At 63.7% G+C, this 18,076-nt stretch carries 18 protein-coding genes; 12 read left to right on the forward strand and 6 right to left on the reverse strand.

The annotated features are described in order from the left end of the window. Positions 1-136 precede the first annotated feature (136 nt). Complete coding sequence (gene exaC / locus ACYU03_RS03315; protein WP_461888091.1) at positions 137-1,657, reverse strand: acetaldehyde dehydrogenase ExaC; 1,521 nt, start codon at positions 1,655-1,657, stop codon at positions 137-139. A gap of 266 nt (positions 1,658-1,923) precedes the next feature. On the opposite strand from exaC, the gene ACYU03_RS03320 reads away from it, so the two are divergent. The 4 genes from ACYU03_RS03320 to ACYU03_RS03335 all read left to right on the forward strand — a co-directional run bounded on the left by ACYU03_RS03320 (position 1,924) and on the right by ACYU03_RS03335 (position 6,238). Then, positions 1,924-3,912: a sigma-54-dependent Fis family transcriptional regulator gene (locus ACYU03_RS03320; RefSeq protein ID WP_461888092.1), complete on the forward strand. Its 1,989-nt coding sequence runs from the start codon at positions 1,924-1,926 to the stop codon at positions 3,910-3,912. 66 nt (positions 3,913-3,978) lie between these two features. After that, positions 3,979-5,328, forward strand: a complete 1,350-nt coding sequence (mpl, locus tag ACYU03_RS03325) for a UDP-N-acetylmuramate:L-alanyl-gamma-D-glutamyl-meso-diaminopimelate ligase (protein WP_461888093.1) — start codon at positions 3,979-3,981, stop codon at positions 5,326-5,328. Next, complete coding sequence (ubiX, locus tag ACYU03_RS03330) at positions 5,325-5,954, forward strand: flavin prenyltransferase UbiX (RefSeq protein ID WP_461888094.1); 630 nt, start codon at positions 5,325-5,327, stop codon at positions 5,952-5,954. The genes mpl and ubiX overlap by 4 nt, the downstream gene beginning before the upstream one ends. Next, positions 5,951-6,238 (forward strand): YceK/YidQ family lipoprotein, encoded by a 288-nt coding sequence (locus ACYU03_RS03335; protein ID WP_461888095.1) that lies wholly within the window; start codon positions 5,951-5,953, stop codon positions 6,236-6,238. Before ubiX ends, ACYU03_RS03335 begins: the two co-directional genes overlap by 4 nt. 34 nt (positions 6,239-6,272) lie before the next feature. Here ACYU03_RS03335 and ACYU03_RS03340 read toward each other — a convergent pair whose 3' ends face one another. The 3 genes from ACYU03_RS03340 to ACYU03_RS03350 form a co-directional block, all read right to left on the reverse strand. Next, on the reverse strand, positions 6,273-6,914 hold the full coding sequence (locus ACYU03_RS03340) for an oxidoreductase (protein ID WP_461888096.1): 642 nt from the start codon (positions 6,912-6,914) through the stop codon (positions 6,273-6,275). A gap of 26 nt (positions 6,915-6,940) precedes the next feature. Further along, on the reverse strand, positions 6,941-8,674 hold the full coding sequence (locus ACYU03_RS03345; RefSeq protein WP_461888097.1) for a C13 family peptidase: 1,734 nt from the start codon (positions 8,672-8,674) through the stop codon (positions 6,941-6,943). Positions 8,675-8,757: 83 nt separating this feature from the next. After that, complete coding sequence (locus ACYU03_RS03350) at positions 8,758-9,213, reverse strand: MaoC family dehydratase (RefSeq protein WP_461888098.1); 456 nt, start codon at positions 9,211-9,213, stop codon at positions 8,758-8,760. 163 nt (positions 9,214-9,376) lie between these two features. Between ACYU03_RS03350 and ACYU03_RS03355 the strand changes: the two genes are divergently transcribed. From ACYU03_RS03355 to ACYU03_RS03365, 3 genes are read left to right on the forward strand one after another with little or no spacing between them, the layout of a single operon-like run. Continuing rightward, positions 9,377-9,739, forward strand: coding sequence for a CidA/LrgA family protein (locus tag ACYU03_RS03355; RefSeq protein WP_461888099.1), 363 nt, complete (start codon positions 9,377-9,379; stop codon positions 9,737-9,739). Then, positions 9,736-10,452, forward strand: a complete 717-nt coding sequence (locus ACYU03_RS03360; protein WP_461888100.1) for an LrgB family protein — start codon at positions 9,736-9,738, stop codon at positions 10,450-10,452. Before ACYU03_RS03355 ends, ACYU03_RS03360 begins: the two co-directional genes overlap by 4 nt. A gap of 9 nt (positions 10,453-10,461) precedes the next feature. Then, positions 10,462-11,052 carry an LON peptidase substrate-binding domain-containing protein gene (locus tag ACYU03_RS03365; RefSeq protein ID WP_461888101.1) on the forward strand — a complete coding sequence of 197 codons (591 nt, stop codon included), beginning with the start codon at positions 10,462-10,464 and terminating at the stop codon, positions 11,050-11,052. On the opposite strand, the gene ACYU03_RS03370 is transcribed toward ACYU03_RS03365, so the two are convergent. Then, positions 11,049-12,365, reverse strand: a complete 1,317-nt coding sequence (locus ACYU03_RS03370) for a bifunctional DedA family/phosphatase PAP2 family protein (RefSeq protein ID WP_461888102.1) — start codon at positions 12,363-12,365, stop codon at positions 11,049-11,051. The genes ACYU03_RS03365 and ACYU03_RS03370 overlap by 4 nt on opposite strands. A gap of 4 nt (positions 12,366-12,369) precedes the next feature. Then, a complete protein-coding gene (locus ACYU03_RS03375) occupies positions 12,370-13,071 on the reverse strand; it encodes a DNA-3-methyladenine glycosylase (protein ID WP_461888103.1) in 702 nt (233 codons plus the stop codon). Between the two features lie 199 nt (positions 13,072-13,270). On the opposite strand from ACYU03_RS03375, the gene ACYU03_RS03380 reads away from it, so the two are divergent. Genes ACYU03_RS03380 through mrdA form a run of 5 tightly spaced genes read left to right on the forward strand, consistent with a single transcriptional unit; the run spans position 13,271 to position 18,066 of the window. Beyond that, positions 13,271-14,542, forward strand: coding sequence for a glutamate-5-semialdehyde dehydrogenase (locus tag ACYU03_RS03380; protein WP_461888104.1), 1,272 nt, complete (start codon positions 13,271-13,273; stop codon positions 14,540-14,542). Between the two features lie 22 nt (positions 14,543-14,564). Then, complete coding sequence (gene nadD, locus ACYU03_RS03385; protein WP_461891364.1) at positions 14,565-15,218, forward strand: nicotinate-nucleotide adenylyltransferase; 654 nt, start codon at positions 14,565-14,567, stop codon at positions 15,216-15,218. Positions 15,219-15,262: 44 nt separating this feature from the next. Continuing rightward, positions 15,263-15,682, forward strand: coding sequence for a ribosome silencing factor (gene rsfS / locus ACYU03_RS03390; protein ID WP_461888105.1), 420 nt, complete (start codon positions 15,263-15,265; stop codon positions 15,680-15,682). A 9-nt stretch (positions 15,683-15,691) separates the two neighbouring features. Further along, positions 15,692-16,159, forward strand: coding sequence for a 23S rRNA (pseudouridine(1915)-N(3))-methyltransferase RlmH (gene rlmH / locus ACYU03_RS03395; RefSeq protein ID WP_461888106.1), 468 nt, complete (start codon positions 15,692-15,694; stop codon positions 16,157-16,159). A gap of 17 nt (positions 16,160-16,176) precedes the next feature. Continuing rightward, complete coding sequence (gene mrdA, locus ACYU03_RS03400) at positions 16,177-18,066, forward strand: penicillin-binding protein 2 (RefSeq protein ID WP_461888107.1); 1,890 nt, start codon at positions 16,177-16,179, stop codon at positions 18,064-18,066. Positions 18,067-18,076 lie beyond the last annotated feature (10 nt).

Here is an 18,076-nt window from a genome sequence, read left to right on the forward strand (position 1 = left end):
GGCCGCTACGCGGCCATCGCCGGCAAGCCAGTTCCTTCAGGGGCTGCGTCAGGCTCTAATTTGGGGCTTTGCAGCGATCCTGCTGGAACGGGTTACCCGCGATGGGGCTGCAAAGCAGCCCCCGCAGGTCAGAGCGTTAGAAGAAGCCCAGCGGATTGATGTCGTAGCTGACCAGCAGGTTCTTGGTCTGCTGGTAGTGGTCGAGCATCATCTTGTGGGTCTCGCGGCCGACGCCGGACTTTTTGTAGCCACCGAACGCGGCATGCGCCGGGTACAGGTGGTAGCAGTTGGTCCACACGCGGCCGGCCTTGATACCGCGGCCCATGCGGTAGGCGCGGTTGATATCGCGGGTCCAGACGCCGGCGCCGAGGCCGAACTCGGTGTCGTTGGCGATGGCCAGGGCTTCGGCTTCGTCTTTGAAGGTGGTGACGCTGACCACCGGGCCGAAGATTTCTTCCTGGAACACGCGCATCTGGTTGGTGCCCTTGAGCAGGGTCGGCTGGATGTAATAGCCGCTGGCCAGGCTGCCTTCGAGCTTCTCGACCTTGCCGCCGGTGAGCAGCTCGGCACCTTCCTTCTCGGCGATCTCCAGGTAGGAGAGGATCTTGTCGAACTGCTGTTCGGAGGCCTGGGCGCCGACCATGGTGTCGGTGTCCAGCGGGTCGCCGCGCTTGATCTGCTTGATCTTCTTCAGCACCTCTTGCATGAACGCCGGGTAGATCGACTCCTGCACCAGCGCCCGCGACGGGCAGGTGCAGACCTCGCCCTGGTTGAAGAACGCCAGCACCAGGCCTTCGGCGGCTTTCTCGATGAAGGCCGGCTCGGCCTGCATGATGTCTTCGAAGAAGATGTTCGGTGACTTGCCGCCCAGCTCCACGGTGGACGGGATGATGTTCTCGGCGGCGCATTTCATGATGTGCGAGCCGACCGGGGTGGAGCCGGTGAAGGCGATCTTGGCGATGCGCTTGCTGGTGGCCAGGGCTTCGCCCGCTTCGCGGCCATAGCCTTGCACCACGTTGAGCACGCCTGGCGGTAGCAGGTCGCCGATCAGCTCGACCAGCACGGTGATGCCCAGCGGCGTCTGCTCGGCCGGCTTGAGCACCACGCAGTTGCCGGCGGCCAGGGCCGGGGCCAGCTTCCAGGCGGCCATCAGGATCGGGAAGTTCCACGGGATGATCTGGCCGACCACGCCCAGGGGCTCATGGATGTGGTAGGCCACGGTGTTGCCATCGATCTCCGCGGCACTGCCTTCCTGGGCGCGCAGGCAGCCGGCGAAGTAACGGAAGTGGTCCGCCGCCAGCGGGATGTCGGCGTTGAGGGTTTCGCGGATGGCCTTGCCGTTGTCCCAGGTTTCGGTGATGGCCAGGGTTTCCAGGTTGGCCTCGATGCGATCGGCGATCTTCAGCAGGATCAGCGAACGCGCCTGCACCGAGGTGCTGCCCCAGGCATCGGCAGCGGCGTGGGCGGCGTCCAGGGCCTTCTCGATGTCTTCGGCGGTGGAGCGGGGGAATTCGGCGATCGGCTGGCCGTTCACCGGTGAGGTGTTGGTGAAGTACTCACCCTTGACCGGCGCTACAAACTCGCCACCGATGTAGTTGCCGTAACGGCTCTTGAAGGAAACCTTCGCGCCTTCGGTACCGGGATGTGCGTAACGCATGGTGTGTCTCCTGGCTATTGTGCTTGTTAGGGAGGATAAGAAGCGTAGAGCAAAGCCCGGGCCAGCGTTTTCAGGGTCTTTTAAATCAAAGGGTTAGCTTTGCTCAGGACAGGTGGAACAGCTGGCCTGTGGCAAACGTGACACGCGCCCTGTGACAGTTTGTACCTTTTCTGGCGCAACACGTGACCCAATGGTCAAGGCGCGATTGCAATGCCCGGTCAGGTGGGGGATGCTGGGAATCTCTCGTCTGCGGAGAACAACAAGAAATGCAGAACAACCATCTCACCCGCCACGCCCGACAGGTCCTCACCGTCGCCCAGGGCAAGCATCATGGGCCGGGCAGCGATCCTTCGATTGCCCGTTCTTGGCTGCGTTGCCTGGAGGATTACCACCTGGACCCGGCGTTGAGCGAAGCGCCGATCGTGCTGGAACATGGCCGTCTGCTGGAGAGCCGCGAGCGTCTTCAGCAAGTGTTGCAGATCGCCGACAGCGAGATGAACAGCCTGCACCAGCAACTCTCCGGTGCCGGCCATGCGGTGCTGCTGACCGATGCCCGTGGGGTGATCCTCAATTGCGTCACCGCGCCCACCGAGCGGCGCATCTTCGAGCGCGCGGGGCTGTGGCTGGGGGCTGACTGGAGCGAGGCCCGCGAAGGCACCAATGGCATCGGCACCTGCCTGGTCGAGCGCCATGCCTTGACCATTCATCAGGACGAACATTTCCGTGGCCGCCACACCGGCCTGACCTGCTCGGCTAGCCCTGTGTTCGACCCCCATGGCGAGCTGCTGGCGGTTCTCGACGTGTCGTCGGCACGCCCGGATGTCTCGCGGCAGAGCCAGTTCCATACTATGGCGCTGGTTAACCTCTCGGCGAAGATGATCGAGAGCTGCTATTTCCTGCGTCATTTCGAGCACCACTGGTTGCTGCGTTTCCACTTGCGGGCCGAGTCGGTCGGTTTGTTCAGCGAAGGCTTGCTGGCGTTCGACGGTGACGGACGGATCTGCGCCGTCAACCAGAGCGCCCTGAACCTGCTCGGGACCATTCGTGGCGGGGTATTGGGCAAACCGGTGGACATGTTCTTCGATTGTGCCAAGGACGAGCTATTCAGCCGTGCCACGGCCCAGGGCAGCACGGCTTGGCCCCTGCGCACCCGCGATGGCCGCCAGGTGTTCGCCAGCCTGCGGGGGCAGGCGCGTAGCCCGGCCTGGTCGGTGCCGGCGACGCTGCCATTGGCCCGTGCCGAGCCGGCACCGAGTATCTGCTTGCTCGACCCGGCCTTGCAGAATGACTTCCGCCGCGCCGTAAGGGTGTTCGAGCGCGATGTGCCGCTGCTGCTGAAGGGCGAGACCGGTTGCGGCAAGGAAGCATTCGCCCAGGCTGTGCATCAGGCCAGCCAGCGCCGTCACAAACCCTTCGTGGCGATCAACTGCGCCTCGATCCCGGAGAGCCTGATCGAGAGCGAGCTGTTCGGCTACCGTGGCGGCAGCTTCACCGGCGCGCGCAAGGAAGGCATGCGTGGCAAGCTGCTGCAGGCCGACGGTGGCACCTTGTTGCTCGATGAGATCGGCGACATGCCCTTGGGCCTGCAGACCCGGCTCTTGCGCGTACTGGAAGAGCGTCGGGTAGTGCCCATTGGTGGTGAAGCGCAGGCGGTGGATGTGCGCATCATCAGTGCGACCCACCGCAACCTGCTAGAGCGTGTCGAGCAGGGCACCTTCCGCGAAGACCTGTACTACCGCCTCAACGGCCTTGAAGTTGCCTTGCCGGCTCTACGTGAGCGCAGCGATAAAGCGCAGTTGCTGGACTTTTTGTTGCAGCAGGAAGCGGATGGCCAAGTGCTCCACATGGAGCCGCAGGCGCGGCAGGCGCTGCTTGATTTCGCCTGGCCGGGGAATGTGCGGCAGTTGCGTAATGTGCTGCGTACACTTGTGGCGCTGTCCGAGGGAAACCGCATCCGGTACAGCGACCTACCTGCAGTCGTCAGAGCGCCGGTGGCCCCTGTAGGAGCGGGCTTGCCCGCGATGGCGCCAGATTCGATGCCACAGGATCCCGGTGATGGCAGTGCTCCCAATCGCGGGCAAGCCCGCTCCTACGGGGCCGATGAAACGCCGCTGGATACGGCCGAGCGCGAAACTTTGCTCTTCACGCTCGACCAGCACCGCTGGCACATGACCAACGTCGCCACTCACCTGGGGATCAGTCGCAACACCCTGTATCGGAAACTGCGCAAACACGGTATCGCCCGGGCCCTCTGAACGAAACAGCGGGTGCGATTTCCTTCGGCCTGGGCTACCCTGCCTCGACGTTTTGCGAGGTCGATCATGCACATTCATATTCTCGGTATTTGCGGCACTTTCATGGGTTCGCTGGCGGTGTTGGCCAAGGAGTTGGGCCATCGGGTCACTGGCTCCGATGCCAACGTCTATCCGCCGATGAGCACGCAACTGCAGGCCCAGGGCATTGAGCTGACACAAGGCTACGACGCTGCCCAGTTGGATCCGGCGCCTGACCTGGTGGTGATCGGCAACGCCCTGTCGCGTGGTAACCCAGCAGTGGAGTACGTGCTGAACAAGGGCCTGCCCTATGTTTCCGGCCCACAGTGGCTGGCCGACCACGTGCTGCAGGGCCGCTGGGTGCTGGCCGTAGCGGGCACCCACGGCAAGACCACCACCAGCAGCATGCTGGCGTGGGTCTTGGAGCATGCCGGGATGAGCCCGGGCTTCCTTATTGGCGGCGTGCCGCAGAACTTCGCGGTGTCAGCGCGCTTGGGTGGCACACCGTTCTTCGTGGTCGAGGCCGATGAATACGACAGCGCCTTCTTCGACAAGCGCTCCAAGTTCGTCCATTACCGGCCGCGCACCGCGATCCTCAATAACCTTGAGTTCGATCATGCGGATATCTTCCCTGATCTGGACGCTATCGAGCGACAGTTCCACCACCTGGTTCGAACCATTCCAAGTGAAGGGCTGATCATTCACCCGACCACCGAACAGGCTCTGGAACGGGTGATCGGCATGGGTTGCTGGACCCCGGTGCAGACCACCGGGGAGGGCGGGCAGTGGCAGGTACGCTTGCTCAGTGCCGATGGCTCGCGTTTCGAGGTGAGTTTCGAAGGCGAAGTGCAGGGTGTGGTCGAATGGGAGCTCACGGGCCAGCACAACGTTGCCAACGCACTGGCTACCTTGGCCGCCGCGCGCCATGTCGGTGTGGTGCCGGCCATGGGGATCGCCGCCCTTAGCGCGTTCAAAAGCGTCAAGCGGCGCATGGAGAAGGTCGCCGAGGTACGCGGCGTGACTATCTATGACGACTTCGCCCACCATCCGACGGCTATCGCCACCACGCTCGATGGCCTGCGCAAGCGTGTGGGCGAGGCACCGGTGATTGCTGTAATCGAGCCCCGTTCCAACTCCATGAAACTCGGCGCCCACCGTGACGGTCTGCCGGAGAGCGTCAATGACGCCGACCAGGTCATCTGGTACGCGCCAGCCAACCTGGGTTGGGACCTGGCCGCCACGGCGGCCGAGTGCAAGGTGCCCGCGGTGGTCGCCGACAGCCTGGAAGCCATCATCGAGCGGGTGAAGAGCCAGGCGCAGCCCGGCACCCAGGTGGTGATCATGAGCAACGGCGGCTTCGGCGGCCTACACGGCAAGCTGGCCGAGGCTCTGAAGTGAGCGGGCCGGAACGTATCACCCTGGCCATGACCGGTGCTTCGGGGGCGCAGTATGGGCTGCGCCTGCTCGACTGCCTGGTGCGCGAGGACCGCGAGGTGCACTTTCTCATCTCCAAGGCGGCGCAACTGGTGATGTCCACCGAGACCGACGTGCTGCTGCCGGCCAAGCCCCAGGCCATGCAGGCCTTCCTGACCGAGTACACCGGGGCTGCCGCTGGGCAGATCCGCGTCTATGGCAAGGAGGACTGGATGTCACCGGTGGCCTCGGGCTCCGGGGCGCCGGCCGCGATGGTGGTGGTGCCGTGCTCGACCGGCACCCTGTCGGCCATTGCCACGGGGGCTTGCAACAACCTGATCGAACGGGCTGCCGATGTGACCCTGAAGGAGCGCCGTCAGTTGATCCTGGTGCCGCGCGAGGCGCCGCTGTCGACCATCCACCTGGAGAACATGCTCAAGCTGTCGCAGATGGGCGCGGTGATCCTGCCGGCGGCGCCGGGCTTCTATCATCTGCCGCAGACCATCGATGACCTGGTCGACTTTGTCGTCGCGCGCATTCTCAACCTCCTGGATATCCCACAGGACATGCTGCCGCGCTGGGGCGAACATCACCTGGGCGCCGACGAGTGACACGGCTGCTGGTGGGGCTGGCGCTGCTGGCCTTGCTCGCGGGGTGCGCTACGGTTCGGACCCTGGATGCGGCCAAGCCGGGCGCGCCGGTGGTGTATTCCGGAACGCGCTTGAACCTGTATGCCCTGAACGGTGGTTGCTGCGCTGAAGACCGTTTCGGTGCGCCAGCGCCGACCTATCCCGGTCTTGACCTACCGGGAAGTGCGTTGCTGGATACCTTGTTGTTGCCGTTGTCGGTGCTGACGGTCCTGGGTGTGGGGTTTCAGGCCACGGGGGGCTTGTAGCGCTTGCCGCTCCTACAAGGACTGCGTTGGGCTGCTATTTTCCCAGCCTGCGCAGCTCATCCGACTCGACGATACGCACCCCATCCTGCTCTTCCAGTGCCAGGCGCCACAGCGCCCTGGCCAGTTGGCAGGCTTCGATGCCTCGGTACTTGCCGGGGAACAGGCGCGCAAACGGCGCAGCCAGTTGTTCGCCCAGGCGTGGCTTGATGCGCTCACCGAGCAGCAGTGACGGGCGGGCGATGGTCAGTTGCGGCCAGTCCTGAGCCTTGAGCGCTTCTTCCATCTCGCCCTTGACCCGGTTGTAGAAGATCGAGGAGTCCGGATCGGCGCCGATCGCGCTGACCACCAGCAGGTGTCGGGCGCCCAGTTCGCGGGCGCGCTTGCTGAAGGCCACCACCATATCCAGGTCGACGGCGCGGAAGGCCGATTCGGAACCGGCCTCCTTGATCGTGGTGCCCAGGCAGCAGAAGGCGATGTCCACGCGGCCAGCCAATTGTGGAAGGAAGAGGGCAGGGTCGCCCACCGGGTTTTCCAGGTGCGGGTGTTCGGCCAGCGGTCGGCGGGTCGGGGCCAAGACCCGGCTGATGGTGGGTTCGTTGAGCAGCCGGTCGAGCAGGTGTTCACCCGTAAGACCGGTGGCTCCGGCGAGCAGGACATGCTGAGGCGTCAAGTACATGATGTCTCTCCCTTGTTACAGTCAGCTTAGTGGGTGGCCGGTTTTTTTTCCTGTTCCACCGAGGCTGACCGTGCATCATTCTGCAGCGCTTCTTCCGCCTGCTGCTGGCGCAGGCGCTGCCAATGCGCCAGGACTGCAGGAGGGGCCCAGATCTGGGGTTCCGAGGCTTCGAAACCTTCACTCTGTTCTCGTTCGGCAACGCTGGCGCTTGCCAGTTCAAACGCTTGTTTCAGGTCGTCTGTCTGGTTCAAGGCCTGGGCGAACAAGGCGTCACCGAAATAGGTGAAGTCGGCTTCCTCCGAACAGCCGAAGGAGACCCGGTCAGTTCGCGCTGCCGTCATGATCAGGGTGCGCTCGTCTTTGAGCGGAGCGATGTAGCCTCCTGAATAGCAGGCGGAGATGACAATGATCTTGTCGCGGTCTTTCAGCGGCGCCAGGGCACTGGCCAGTTCGTTGGCGGACAGGTCGGCCAGTTGCAAGCGTGGCTGGTCGAGCACCAACTGGTGGTCATGGCTGCCATGGCTGGTCAGGTAGATGAACACCAGATCTTCCGGCCCGCTGCGCTCGGCCAGTGTGCGGGCGGCGCGGCTCAGGTTTTCGCGGGTGGCCATGGGGCGGTCGGCCAGGTGGTCGCGGTGGTTGACCAGGCTGACCTGGCCATGGGCACCGAAGCGCACCTTGAGCAGGTTGCTGACATAGTCGGCCTCACGCAGGAACACGCTCTGCTGGCCATCGCCGGCCAGGACTAGGCTGTACAGCTCGATCGGGGGTGTTGAGCGCGGCACCTTGGCCAGTGCCTGCTCCAGCAGCTTGCCTTGATTGAGGAGGGCGAGTTCCAGGGGATCGGACAGCAGCTTGCCGTGTTCGTCCCGGGTGCGCAGGCCATTGACCCAGTAGCCGGTTTCTACGTGGCCATCGCTACGGGTCAGGCGTCCATGGCCTTGATAGGCGTCATTGGCGAAACCGCCGACATAGAGGCTGCCATCGGCCAGTTGCAAGCGGCCATTGCCGGAGAAGCGCCAGTCGCGGAACGCGCCTTTGTAGCGGCTGCCGTCGCTGCCCAGCAGTTCGCCTTCGCCGCTGAGCGCCCCGTCCTTGAACTGACCGATCCAGACATCACCTTCGGCATTCTCGTAGCGTCCACGCCCTTCGAGGCGGTTGTCCTTGAATTCACCGATATATTGCTCGCCCTCGGCGCTGTTGAAGGTTCCGCTGCCTTGTAACTGGCCATCGACGAAACGGCCACTGAATTGATTGCCGTTGGCATCGCTGCGTACGCCGGCGCCGTTGGGCTTGCCCCGGGCGAACAGGCCCTGGTAGCGGCTGCCATCGGCCAGTTCGAGCTGGCCGGCACCTTCGTACTGGTCGTCCTTGAACTGGCCACGGTAGAGCAGTTCGCTCTCCTTCAGCGTACCTTCGCCGTCGCGCCGGCCGTGCTTGAAGGTGCCGCTGTAGTAGCTGCCTGGCGTGGTCAGGGTGCCAAGGCCATGGAACAGGCCTTCGGCGAACTGCCCGCGGTAGACCTCGCCATTGCTGCCGTGCCACTCGCCCTGGCCATGCCATTGGCCATTGAGGAAGGTGCCGGCGTACCAACTGCCATTGGGGTAGTCGATGCGTCCTTCGCCTTGCAACAACCCATCGACGACTTGCCCCCGGTAGCGCCCTCCGTCAGGAAGGCGAGCATCCGGTGACGACAAAGGCTCGCCGTCACCACAGGCAGTGAGCAGCAGGGTCAGGGCAAGGGGTAGGAGAGGGCGCATGACGGGGTCCGGACAAAAGAGGCCCCGAGTATGCCGCAGAATGCGCTGGCTGAAACAGCCGAGGCTGTTTCAGCAGCATTGGATCAGACGAAGCAGAGCGAGAGCGGCTCGGCGATATAGGCGGGTTTTTCCTCGCCTTCGATCTCCAGGGTGACCGTGGCCTTGAGCAGCCATTGGCCAGGTTTCTTCTCGGTAACGTCGACCAGTTCGACCTTCAGGCGCACATTGCTGTCCACCTTCACTGGCTGGATGAAACGCACGCTGTCCAGGCCGTAGTTGACGACCATCTTCAGGCCTTCAGGCAGGACAAGGATGTCTTCCATCAGCTTGGGTATCAGCGACAAGGTGAGGAAACCATGGGCGATGGTGGTGCCAAAGGGGGTCTTGGCGGCCTTCGCCGGGTCGACATGGATGAACTGGAAGTCGCCGGTGGCTTCGGCGAACAGGTTGATGCGCTCTTGATCGATCTTCAGCCATTCGGAACGTCCCAGCTCCTTTCCAACGTACTGCGAAAGCTCTGCAACAGGTACATAGGGCATCGTGACTCTCCAGACTGTCATTCATTGTTGTTCGAGTGGTACGACAGTCCAAGATCAGCACGTCGGCGGGTTGAGGTCAAGTTGCCATCTTTTCGGCGAATATCGCCTTATAGGTGGTTGCTTAGCATGCTTATAATGGCCGCAGAGCCCGAAGGAGATCTTTATGCTGTTGCGTGGTTTGACCTGGCTGGTGCTGTTTCAGCTGCTGGGTACGGCGATCAACCATCTATTGGTGCCGATCCTGCCGGGGCCGATCATCGGCCTGCTGCTGTTGCTGGTGTTTCTGATGGTGCGGGGCGAGGTCGGCAAGCCGTTGAACGAAGCTTCTTCGAGCCTGTTGCGCTACCTGCCGCTGCTGCTGGTGCCGCCGGCGGTCGGGGTGATGGTTTATGCCAAGGACATTGCCGCTGATTTCTGGGCCATCGTCGGCGCTCTGGTGATCTCCGCGTTGGTGACCCTAGCCTTCGTCGGTGTGCTGATGCAAAAGCTCATCCACCGCCAGGGCAAGCGCAAGGAGCAGCCATGATCCTCGATTGGCAAGGCGCGCTCGACGCTGTCATCCATCATCCGCTGTTCGGTATCGGTATCACGCTGGGCGCCTACCAGTTGGTGCTCGCAGCCTACGAGAAAACCCGCTGGATCTTCCTGCAACCTGTGCTGGTGTCGATGCTGCTGGTCATCGGCGTCCTGGTGGCTTGCGGCATCACCTACGGTGAGTACCGCAAGAGCACCGAGATCCTCAACATTCTCCTTGGGCCGGCCACCGTTGCCCTGGCCGTGCCGCTTTACCTTAACCTGCGGCGAATTCGCCAACTGTTCTGGCCGACTTTTACTACGCTGGTAATCGGAGGCGTGTTCGCCACCTTGGCGTGTGTGCTCCTGGGCTGGTGGTTTGGTGCCGAACATATGATCCTCATGACCATGGCGCCCAAGTCGGTCACTTCGCCGATCGCCATGCTGGTAGCTGAGCAGATCGGTGGCGTGGCGGCGTTGGCAGCAGTGTTCGTGCTGATCACCGGGGTGATCGGCGCCATCTTCGGCCCCGCATTGTTGTCGCGTTGTGGAGTACTCAGTCCTGAGGCCCGTGGCATGGCCCTGGGGGTGACGGCCCATGCCGTGGGCACCTCCGTGGCGCTGCAGGAAAGTGACGAGTGTGGTGCCTTTGCCGCGCTGGCGATGAGCCTGATGGGCGTGGCCACGGCGGTTTTCTTGCCGTTGGCGGTCAGTCTGGTGGCTTGAGGAGTTGTGATGACGCTACCGCTGTTTCCCCTCAATACCGTGTTGTTTCCCGGCTGCGTGCTCGATCTGCAGATCTTCGAAGCGCGCTACCTGGACATGATCGGCCGCTGCATGAAGCAAGGCGGCGGCTTCGGCGTGGTGTGCATTCTCGAAGGCGAGCAGGTCGGCAAGGCGCCGCTAGGGGTGGCGTCGATTGGCTGCGAAGCGCTGATCCGCGATTTTCAGCAGCAGGACAATGGCCTGTTGGGCATTCGTGTCGAGGGCGCGAGGCGTTTTCGCGTCGAGCGGACCGAGGTGCAGAAGGACCAGTTAATGCTTGGCGAGGTGCAATGGCTACCCGAGCGGCCGGACAGCCCCTTGGTCGAGCAGGATGACGATTTGCTCGCGCTGCTGCTCGCCTTGGGGGAACACCCTATGGTGGCCGCCCTCGACATGCCCAAGGCGGTGGATGGACAGCAGTCGTTGGCCAACCAACTGGCCTACCTGCTGCCCTTCATCGAGGAAGACAAACTCGACCTGCTGGCCATAGATTCGCCGCCGCGGCGCCTGGAGGCGATCCAGACCTTGCTGGAGCGCATCCAGGGCGAGCTGTTTGCCTAGTACTGGTAGCGCAACAAGGCCTGAGGCAGGGCATAGAGTGCGAAAAAGGCAAGCAAGGCCGTGCAAGCCGGCAGGATCAGCCACCACACCCGTAGAGGTAGCGCGCTGAGGGGCTGGCGATGCTGTACCAAGGTCAGGCTGAGGGCACAGATGCAGCAGGCCAGTAGCGAGCCGGCGAGGATATCGGTTGGCCAGTGCGCGCCCAGGTAGACCCTCGACAAAGCGATCGACAAGGCCGGCAGGCAGCCCAGCAGGATCCACGTCAGGCGCATGCGCGGCGGTTGGGCGCGGCCGGCCAGTACGGCCAGGACCAGGAAGAAGGCGAAAGATGCCGAGCTATGGCCGCTGGGCATGCTGTAGCTGGTCAGTGGATCAGTGAGCACTTCTGGACGAGAACGAGCGAACAACCACTTCAGGCTGCCATTGGCCAGCGCCGTGCCCATCAGGGTGGCGCCAGCGAACAGGGCATGCCGCCATTGCCGGGCGAGTAGCAACAGGCCGGTCAGCAAGCCGCCCAGGAAAAACTGGGTGCGGAAATCGCCGAGGCGGGTGACCAGCACCACGCTGCTGTCGATGGCGTGATTGCGGTGTTCCTGGATCAGGGTCATCAGGCCCTGATCGAACTCATGCAGGCGCGGCCAGCCAAGGAACAGGGCCACCAGGGCCAGTAGGCTCGCCGCGGCAATCAGCCGGGTACCATGACGATAGCTACGCAGGCTGCTGTTGATGCTCAGGCCGACCAGCACGGCCAGGCCAGTGGCGATAAAGCCGGCCTCCAGCCAGAAACCCTCCGGTAGGGGCAGGCGCATGGCTGCGCCCGTGGCCCAGCCGGGCAGCAGGTAGGCCACCGACCAGCCAGCGCCGGCCAGCAGGCTGACGGCGATGAAGCGCGGCAGCGGCATGTCGAACATGCCGGCGACCATAGGCAGCATGGGCCGTAGCGGGCCGATGAAGCGCCCTACCAGGAGACTGGCGATACCGTAGCGTTGGAAATAGGTCTCGGCGCTGCCGATCCATTCCGGGTGATGGCGCAGCAGAGGCAGGCGGCGGATGTTCTGGTGAAAGCGGCGGCCCAGGGCGTAGGACAGGGCGTCGCCCAACAAGCCGCCGAAGAAGCCCAGTGCCAGGGTCTCGCCCAGCGACAGGGCGCCGCTGCCCGCCAGGGCGGCGACAGCGAACAACAGGACGGTGCCTGGCACGAGGAGCCCGGCGATAGCCAGGCACTCGATGCAGGCCACCAGAAAGATCGCCAGGCCAAGCCACTGCGGGTTGGCGCTGAGCCAGCCGCTCAGGCTGTCGAGCCATTGGCCCATGGTGTCAGCTTCCTTGTTCCAGAATGAAATAGTCCCGCCCTTCGACTTGGCCCCGGCGTAGCGGGTTCCGTGTGCAGTGGCGGGCGAAATCGGCATCGACGAAGCGATAGGGCAGGTGTTCGTCGCGGCCGTGGGGTATGCCGAGACGGCTTGTCTGAATGGTCCGTTTCACATCGATGCCACAATCCTCGACGAACAACCGGTCTGGGTCGAAGCGCTTGGCGTCCCAGTGCGGCACCTTCAGGCCCATGGCCTTGCACAGCAGGGTCTGGCCGGCGCACAGGCGCTCCGGCGGGCGCAGCTGGCCGTTGGCGGCGGGGTTGTTCAGTTGCATCTGCGCCAGACTGTTGGCGTCGGAGATGGCATCCAGCCAGGGGTAGGCCGATTTGATCAGGACGGCGTTGCCGGGGCCCTGGGCGCTGAAGTTCAGCGAGTCGCCGCCCCGGGCGTAGTACATGTAGATGTGCCCGCCGTCGAGGAACAGGGCCTTGCGCTTTTCCGTGTAGCCCAGGGACGCATGGCTGCCTTTGTCGGTCAGGTAGTAGGCCTCGGTCTCGATGATTCGCGCCGCCAGCCACAGGTTGCCGTGGCGGTGACGGATGACCTTGCCCAGCAGGGCCTTGGCCAGGGTCTGGGCATCGCGGTCGAAAAAGCTGTCTGGCAGGGCGCGGGCGGGGCAGGGTGCTGAGTCTTGCATGCGGGCCATTCGAGGTTGTGGGGCGGCGATGATAACAATTAATTGCTTGACCTAACCTGAACGGTAACGCCGTTATTGCCACAGGCCCTGTAGGAGAAGTCTTGTGCTCGGTTCGTCTGATTTCGACCATCCGCCAGCCACCGCTGGGCGTATACCGGCGCGCCAGTTATAATCAGCCGATTTCCCCTTTCGCCAAGACACTGAGCCCATGACTGAGTCCGTTCTTGACTACATGACCCGCCTGGGTCGCGCCGCCCGTGAGGCTTCCCGGGTGATCGGTCGTGCCAGCACCGCGCAGAAGAACCGCGCCCTGCAGGCCGCCGCCGATGCACTGGATGCCGCCCGCGATGAGCTGACCGCAGCCAACGAACAGGATCTGGCCGCCGGTCGCGCCAGTGGCCTGGAGCCGGCGTTGCTCGACCGCCTGGCCCTGACGCCGGCGCGCATCGATGGCATGATCCTCGGCCTGCGCCAGGTCGCCAACCTGCCGGACCCGGTCGGCGCCATGCGTGACATGAGCTACCGGCCTTCGGGCATCCAGGTTGGCAAGATGCGCGTGCCCCTGGGGGTGATCGGGATCATCTACGAATCTCGGCCCAACGTGACCATCGATGCCGCCAGCCTGTGCCTGAAGTCGGGCAACGCCACTATCCTGCGTGGCGGGTCCGAGGCTATCCACTCCAACCGTGCCATCGCCACCTGCATCCAGCGCGGCCTGGCCGAAGCTGGCTTGCCTGCGGCAGTGGTGCAGGTAGTCGAGACCACCGACCGCGAAGCCGTAGGCGCGCTGATCAGCATGCCGGAATTCGTCGACGTGATCGTGCCGCGTGGCGGCCGTGGCCTGATCGAGCGCATCAGCCGTGACGCACGGGTGCCTGTGATCAAGCACCTGGACGGTATCTGCCATGTCTATGTGGACGAACACGCCGACCTGGACAAGGCCTGGCGCGTCGCCTTCAACGCCAAGACCTACCGCTATGGCATCTGCGGGGCGATGGAAACCCTGCTGGTCGACCAGCGTGTGGCGGCCGCGTTTCTGCCGGAAATGGCCCGCCGCTTCCAGGAGAAGGGCGTCGAGTTGCGTGGCTGCGAGCGCACCCGCGGGCTCATCGAGGCGCTGCCGGCCAGCGAAGATGATTGGCATACCGAGTACCTGGCAGCGATCCTGTCGATCCGTGTGGTCGACGGTCTGGACCAGGCCATCGAACACATCAATCACTACGGCTCGCATCACACCGACTCGATCATCACCGAGCACCAGGGCCAGGCCCGGCGCTTCCTGGCCGAGGTCGACTCGGCCTCGGTGATGCTCAACACTCCGACTTGCTTCGCCGATGGCTTCGAGTATGGCTTGGGTGCCGAGATCGGTATTTCCACCGACAAACTGCATGCCCGTGGCCCGGTCGGCCTGGAAGGCCTGACCTGCGAGAAGTACGTGGTGATCGGTGACGGCCAACTGCGCGGCCAGGAGTCCTGCTGAGTTGACTCAGGCGATCTCGGCCGTGGGCCAGGCTGTCCGGCGCGTCGGCGTCCTTGGCGGAACCTTCGACCCAGTGCATATCGGCCACCTGCGCAGTGCGCTGGAGGTGGCTGAGTTCATGGCGCTGGACGAGCTGCGCCTGCTGCCCAACGCCCGACCGCCACACCGTGATACCCCACAGGTGGCGGCCCAGGACCGTCTGGCCATGGTCCGCAGTGCGGTCGAGGGCGTTGCCCGGCTGAGCGTCGACGCCCGTGAACTGGCTCGCGACAAACCGTCCTACACCATCGATACCCTGGAGTCGATCCGGGCCGAGCTGGCCGACGAAGACCAACTGTTCCTGGTGCTGGGTTGGGATGCTTTTTGTGGCTTGCCCGGCTGGCATCGCTGGGAAGAGCTGCTGCAACACTGTCACATCCTGGTGCTGCAACGCCCGGATGCCGATGTCGAACCACCAGACGAGCTGCGCAACCTGCTGGCCGCACGCTCGGTGAGTGATCCCAACGCCCTGTCCGGGCCGGCGGGGCACATTTCATTCGTCTGGCAGACGCCGCTCGCGGTGTCTGCCACACAGATCCGGCAGCTGCTGGCCAGCGGCAAGTCGGTGCGGTTTCTGGTGCCGGACGCAGTACTGGCCTATATCGATGCGCACGCCCTTTACCGTGCGCCGAACTGAAGGCGCCACACGGCGCCTCATCCAATGAGTTGAACGAGTTTTATATGACCAAGCAGAAAATCAACGGCGAAGACCTGGTCGAGCTGACCAAGGCGGCTTTGGAAGACGTCAAGGCCCAGGACATCCAGGTCATCGATGTGCGCGACAAGCACAGCCTGACCGACTACATGATCATTGCCACCGGTACTTCCAACCGCCAGATCAACGCCATGCTGGAAAAGGTGCGCGAAGCGGTCAAGGCCAAGGGCGTCCAGCCTCTGAGCGAAGAAGGCAAGGGTGACAGCGACTGGGTTCTTCTCGACCTGAACGACGTCATTGTTCACATGATGACCGCCGCTGCCCGCCAGTTCTATGACCTGGAGCGCCTGTGGCTGGGTGCCGAGCAGAGCCGTGCCGCCGATGGCAAGCACCACAGCCCGGAAAACACCCACAGCTACTCCGACAACCTGAAAGACCGGGGTTGAGGTAGCGCTGTGCGTCTGCGTCTGATCGCGGTCGGCTCGCGCATGCCCCGCTGGGTCGAGGATGGTTGGCATGAATATGCCAAGCGCCTGCCCCCGGAGCTGGCGTTGGAGCTGGTGGAAATCCCGCTGAACACCCGTGGCAAGAACGCCGATGTCGCTCGCCTGATCCGTCAGGAGGGGGAGGCGATGCTGAGCAAGGTGCAGCCTGGTGAGCGCATTGTCACGCTCGAGGTCCATGGCAAGCCCTGGAGCACCGAGCAACTGGCGGTCGAGCTGGATCGCTGGCGGCTGGACGCGCGTACCGTCAACTTCATGGTCGGCGGCCCGGAAGGGTTGGCGCCGGAAGTCTGTGCGCGCAGCGAGCAGCGCTGGTCGCTGTCACCGCTGACGCTGCCACACCCGTTGGTAAGGATACTGATCGGCGAACAGCTGTACCGCGCCTGGACCGTGCTGTCCGGGCACCCCTACCACAAATGAGCCTGTAAGCCTTTTCAATGTCGCAGCCGATTCGTCTCAAGGACCACGAGAAAGACGCCCGTTTGGTGCGTAACCGCGTCGTGGTCGGTGCGGTGGCGATCATGCTGCTCATCTGCGTGCTCATTGCCCGCCTGTACTACCTGCAGGTGATCCAGTACGACTATCACTCGACGCTGTCGGAGAACAACCGGGTGCATGTGCAGCCGATCCCGCCGACCCGCGGGCTGATCTTCGACCGCAACGGCGTGATCATCGCCGACAACCGGCCCAGCTTCAGCCTGACCATGACCCGGGAGCGTTCCGGTGACTGGCAGCAGGTGTTGGATGTGATCGTCGATGTCCTGCAACTGACGCCTGATGACCGCGCCCTGTTCGAGAAGCGCATGAAGCAGGGGCGCCGGCCATTTGAGCCAGTGCCCATCCTGTTCGAACTGACCGAGGAGCAGATTGCCAGGATCGCCGTCAACCAGTTCCGCCTGCCGGGTGTGGAGGTGGCTGCCCAGTTGGTGCGGCATTATCCCCAGGGGGCGCATTTCGCTCATTCGGTCGGCTACGTCGGGCGTATCAATGAGAAAGAGCTCAAGACCCTGGATCCGGTCAACTACAGCGGTACCCACCATATCGGCAAGACCGGCGTCGAGCGCTTCTACGAATCCGAGCTGCATGGCCAGGTGGGTTACGAGGAAGTCGAAACCAATGCTCGCGGACGCGTGTTGCGGGTGCTCAAGCGAACCGACCCGATCCCTGGCAAGGACATCGTCCTGAGCCTCGACATCAAGCTGCAGGAAGCCGCCGAGGAGGCCCTGGGTGGCCGCCGTGGGGCCATCGTCGCGCTCGATCCGCGTACTGGCGAGGTGCTGGCGATGGTCAGCCAGCCGAGCTTCGATCCCAACCTGTTCGTCACTGGCATCAGCTTCAAGGCCTATGGCGAACTGCGCGACTCCATCGACCGCCCACTGTTCAACCGTGTGCTGCGTGGCCTTTATCCACCGGGGTCGACCATCAAGCCAGCGGTAGCGGTTGCCGGTCTCGACAGTGGCGTGGTCACCGCCAGCAGCCGGGTTTTCGACCCGGGCTACTACCAGTTGCCCAACTACGACCACAAATACCGCAACTGGAACCGCAGCGGTGACGGCTGGGTCGACCTGGACACGGCGATCATGCGTTCCAACGACACTTACTTCTACGATCTGGCGCACAAGATGGGCATCGACCGCCTGTCCGTCTACATGAACCGCTTCGGTATCGGCCGCAAGGTTTCCCTGGACATGTTCGAGGAATCCCCGGGGCTGATGCCGTCGCGCGAATGGAAGCGCGCCACCCGCCGCCAGGCCTGGTTCCCGGGCGAGACGCTGATTCTTGGGATTGGCCAGGGCTACATGCAGGCCACGCCACTGCAATTGGCCCAGGCCACGGCGCTGATCGCCAGCAAAGGCAAGTGGAACCGGCCGCATCTGGCCAAGAGCATCGAAGGGAAGCCGCCGGTGGACGAGAACCCGATGGAAGACATCGTCCTGCGCGACAAGTCCGATTGGGCCAAGGTTACCCACGGCATGGAGCAGGTGATGCACGGTGCCCGGGGCACCGCGCGCAAGGCCTCGCTTGGCGCCCAGTACCGTATCGCCGGCAAGAGCGGCACCGCCCAGGTGGTGGCGATCAAGCAAGGTGAGAAGTATGACCGCAACAAGCTTCAGGAGCGCCACCGCGACCATGCGTTGTTCGTCGGCTTCGCCCCGGCCGATGACCCGAGGATCGTGGTCGCGGTGATGGTCGAGAACGGTGAGTCTGGTTCCGGCGTCGCGGCCCCTGTGGTGCGCCAGGTGATGGACGCTTGGCTGCTCGACGAAAACGGCAAGCTCAAGACCGAGTTCGCACCTTCAACCGTTGCTCAGGAAGCGGCCCAGTGAAGAGTAATTT

Source organism: Pseudomonas sp. X10 (assembly GCF_054889225.1).

Bases quoted from the DNA above. Each gene is read 5' to 3' on its own strand.
- ACYU03_RS03345 (WP_461888097.1), bottom strand. From the start codon at position 8,674: ATGCGCCCTCTCCTACCCCTTGCCCTGACCCTGCTGCTCACTGCCTGT.
- rsfS (WP_461888105.1), top strand. From the start codon at position 15,263: ATGACCAAGCAGAAAATCAACGGCGAAGACCTGGTCGAGCTGACCAAG.
- ACYU03_RS03370 (WP_461888102.1), bottom strand. From the start codon at position 12,365: ATGGGCCAATGGCTCGACAGCCTGAGCGGCTGGCTCAGCGCCAACCCG.
- mpl (WP_461888093.1), top strand. From the start codon at position 3,979: ATGCACATTCATATTCTCGGTATTTGCGGCACTTTCATGGGTTCGCTG.
- ACYU03_RS03340 (WP_461888096.1), bottom strand. From the start codon at position 6,914: ATGTACTTGACGCCTCAGCATGTCCTGCTCGCCGGAGCCACCGGTCTT.
- ACYU03_RS03365 (WP_461888101.1), top strand. From the start codon at position 10,462: ATGACGCTACCGCTGTTTCCCCTCAATACCGTGTTGTTTCCCGGCTGC.
- ACYU03_RS03375 (WP_461888103.1), bottom strand. From the start codon at position 13,071: ATGGCCCGCATGCAAGACTCAGCACCCTGCCCCGCCCGCGCCCTGCCA.
- ACYU03_RS03360 (WP_461888100.1), top strand. From the start codon at position 9,736: ATGATCCTCGATTGGCAAGGCGCGCTCGACGCTGTCATCCATCATCCG.
- exaC (WP_461888091.1), bottom strand. From the start codon at position 1,657: ATGCGTTACGCACATCCCGGTACCGAAGGCGCGAAGGTTTCCTTCAAG.
- ACYU03_RS03350 (WP_461888098.1), bottom strand. From the start codon at position 9,213: ATGCCCTATGTACCTGTTGCAGAGCTTTCGCAGTACGTTGGAAAGGAG.
- ACYU03_RS03380 (WP_461888104.1), top strand. From the start codon at position 13,271: ATGACTGAGTCCGTTCTTGACTACATGACCCGCCTGGGTCGCGCCGCC.
- ACYU03_RS03355 (WP_461888099.1), top strand. From the start codon at position 9,377: ATGCTGTTGCGTGGTTTGACCTGGCTGGTGCTGTTTCAGCTGCTGGGT.
- mrdA (WP_461888107.1), top strand. From the start codon at position 16,177: ATGTCGCAGCCGATTCGTCTCAAGGACCACGAGAAAGACGCCCGTTTG.
- ACYU03_RS03320 (WP_461888092.1), top strand. From the start codon at position 1,924: ATGCAGAACAACCATCTCACCCGCCACGCCCGACAGGTCCTCACCGTC.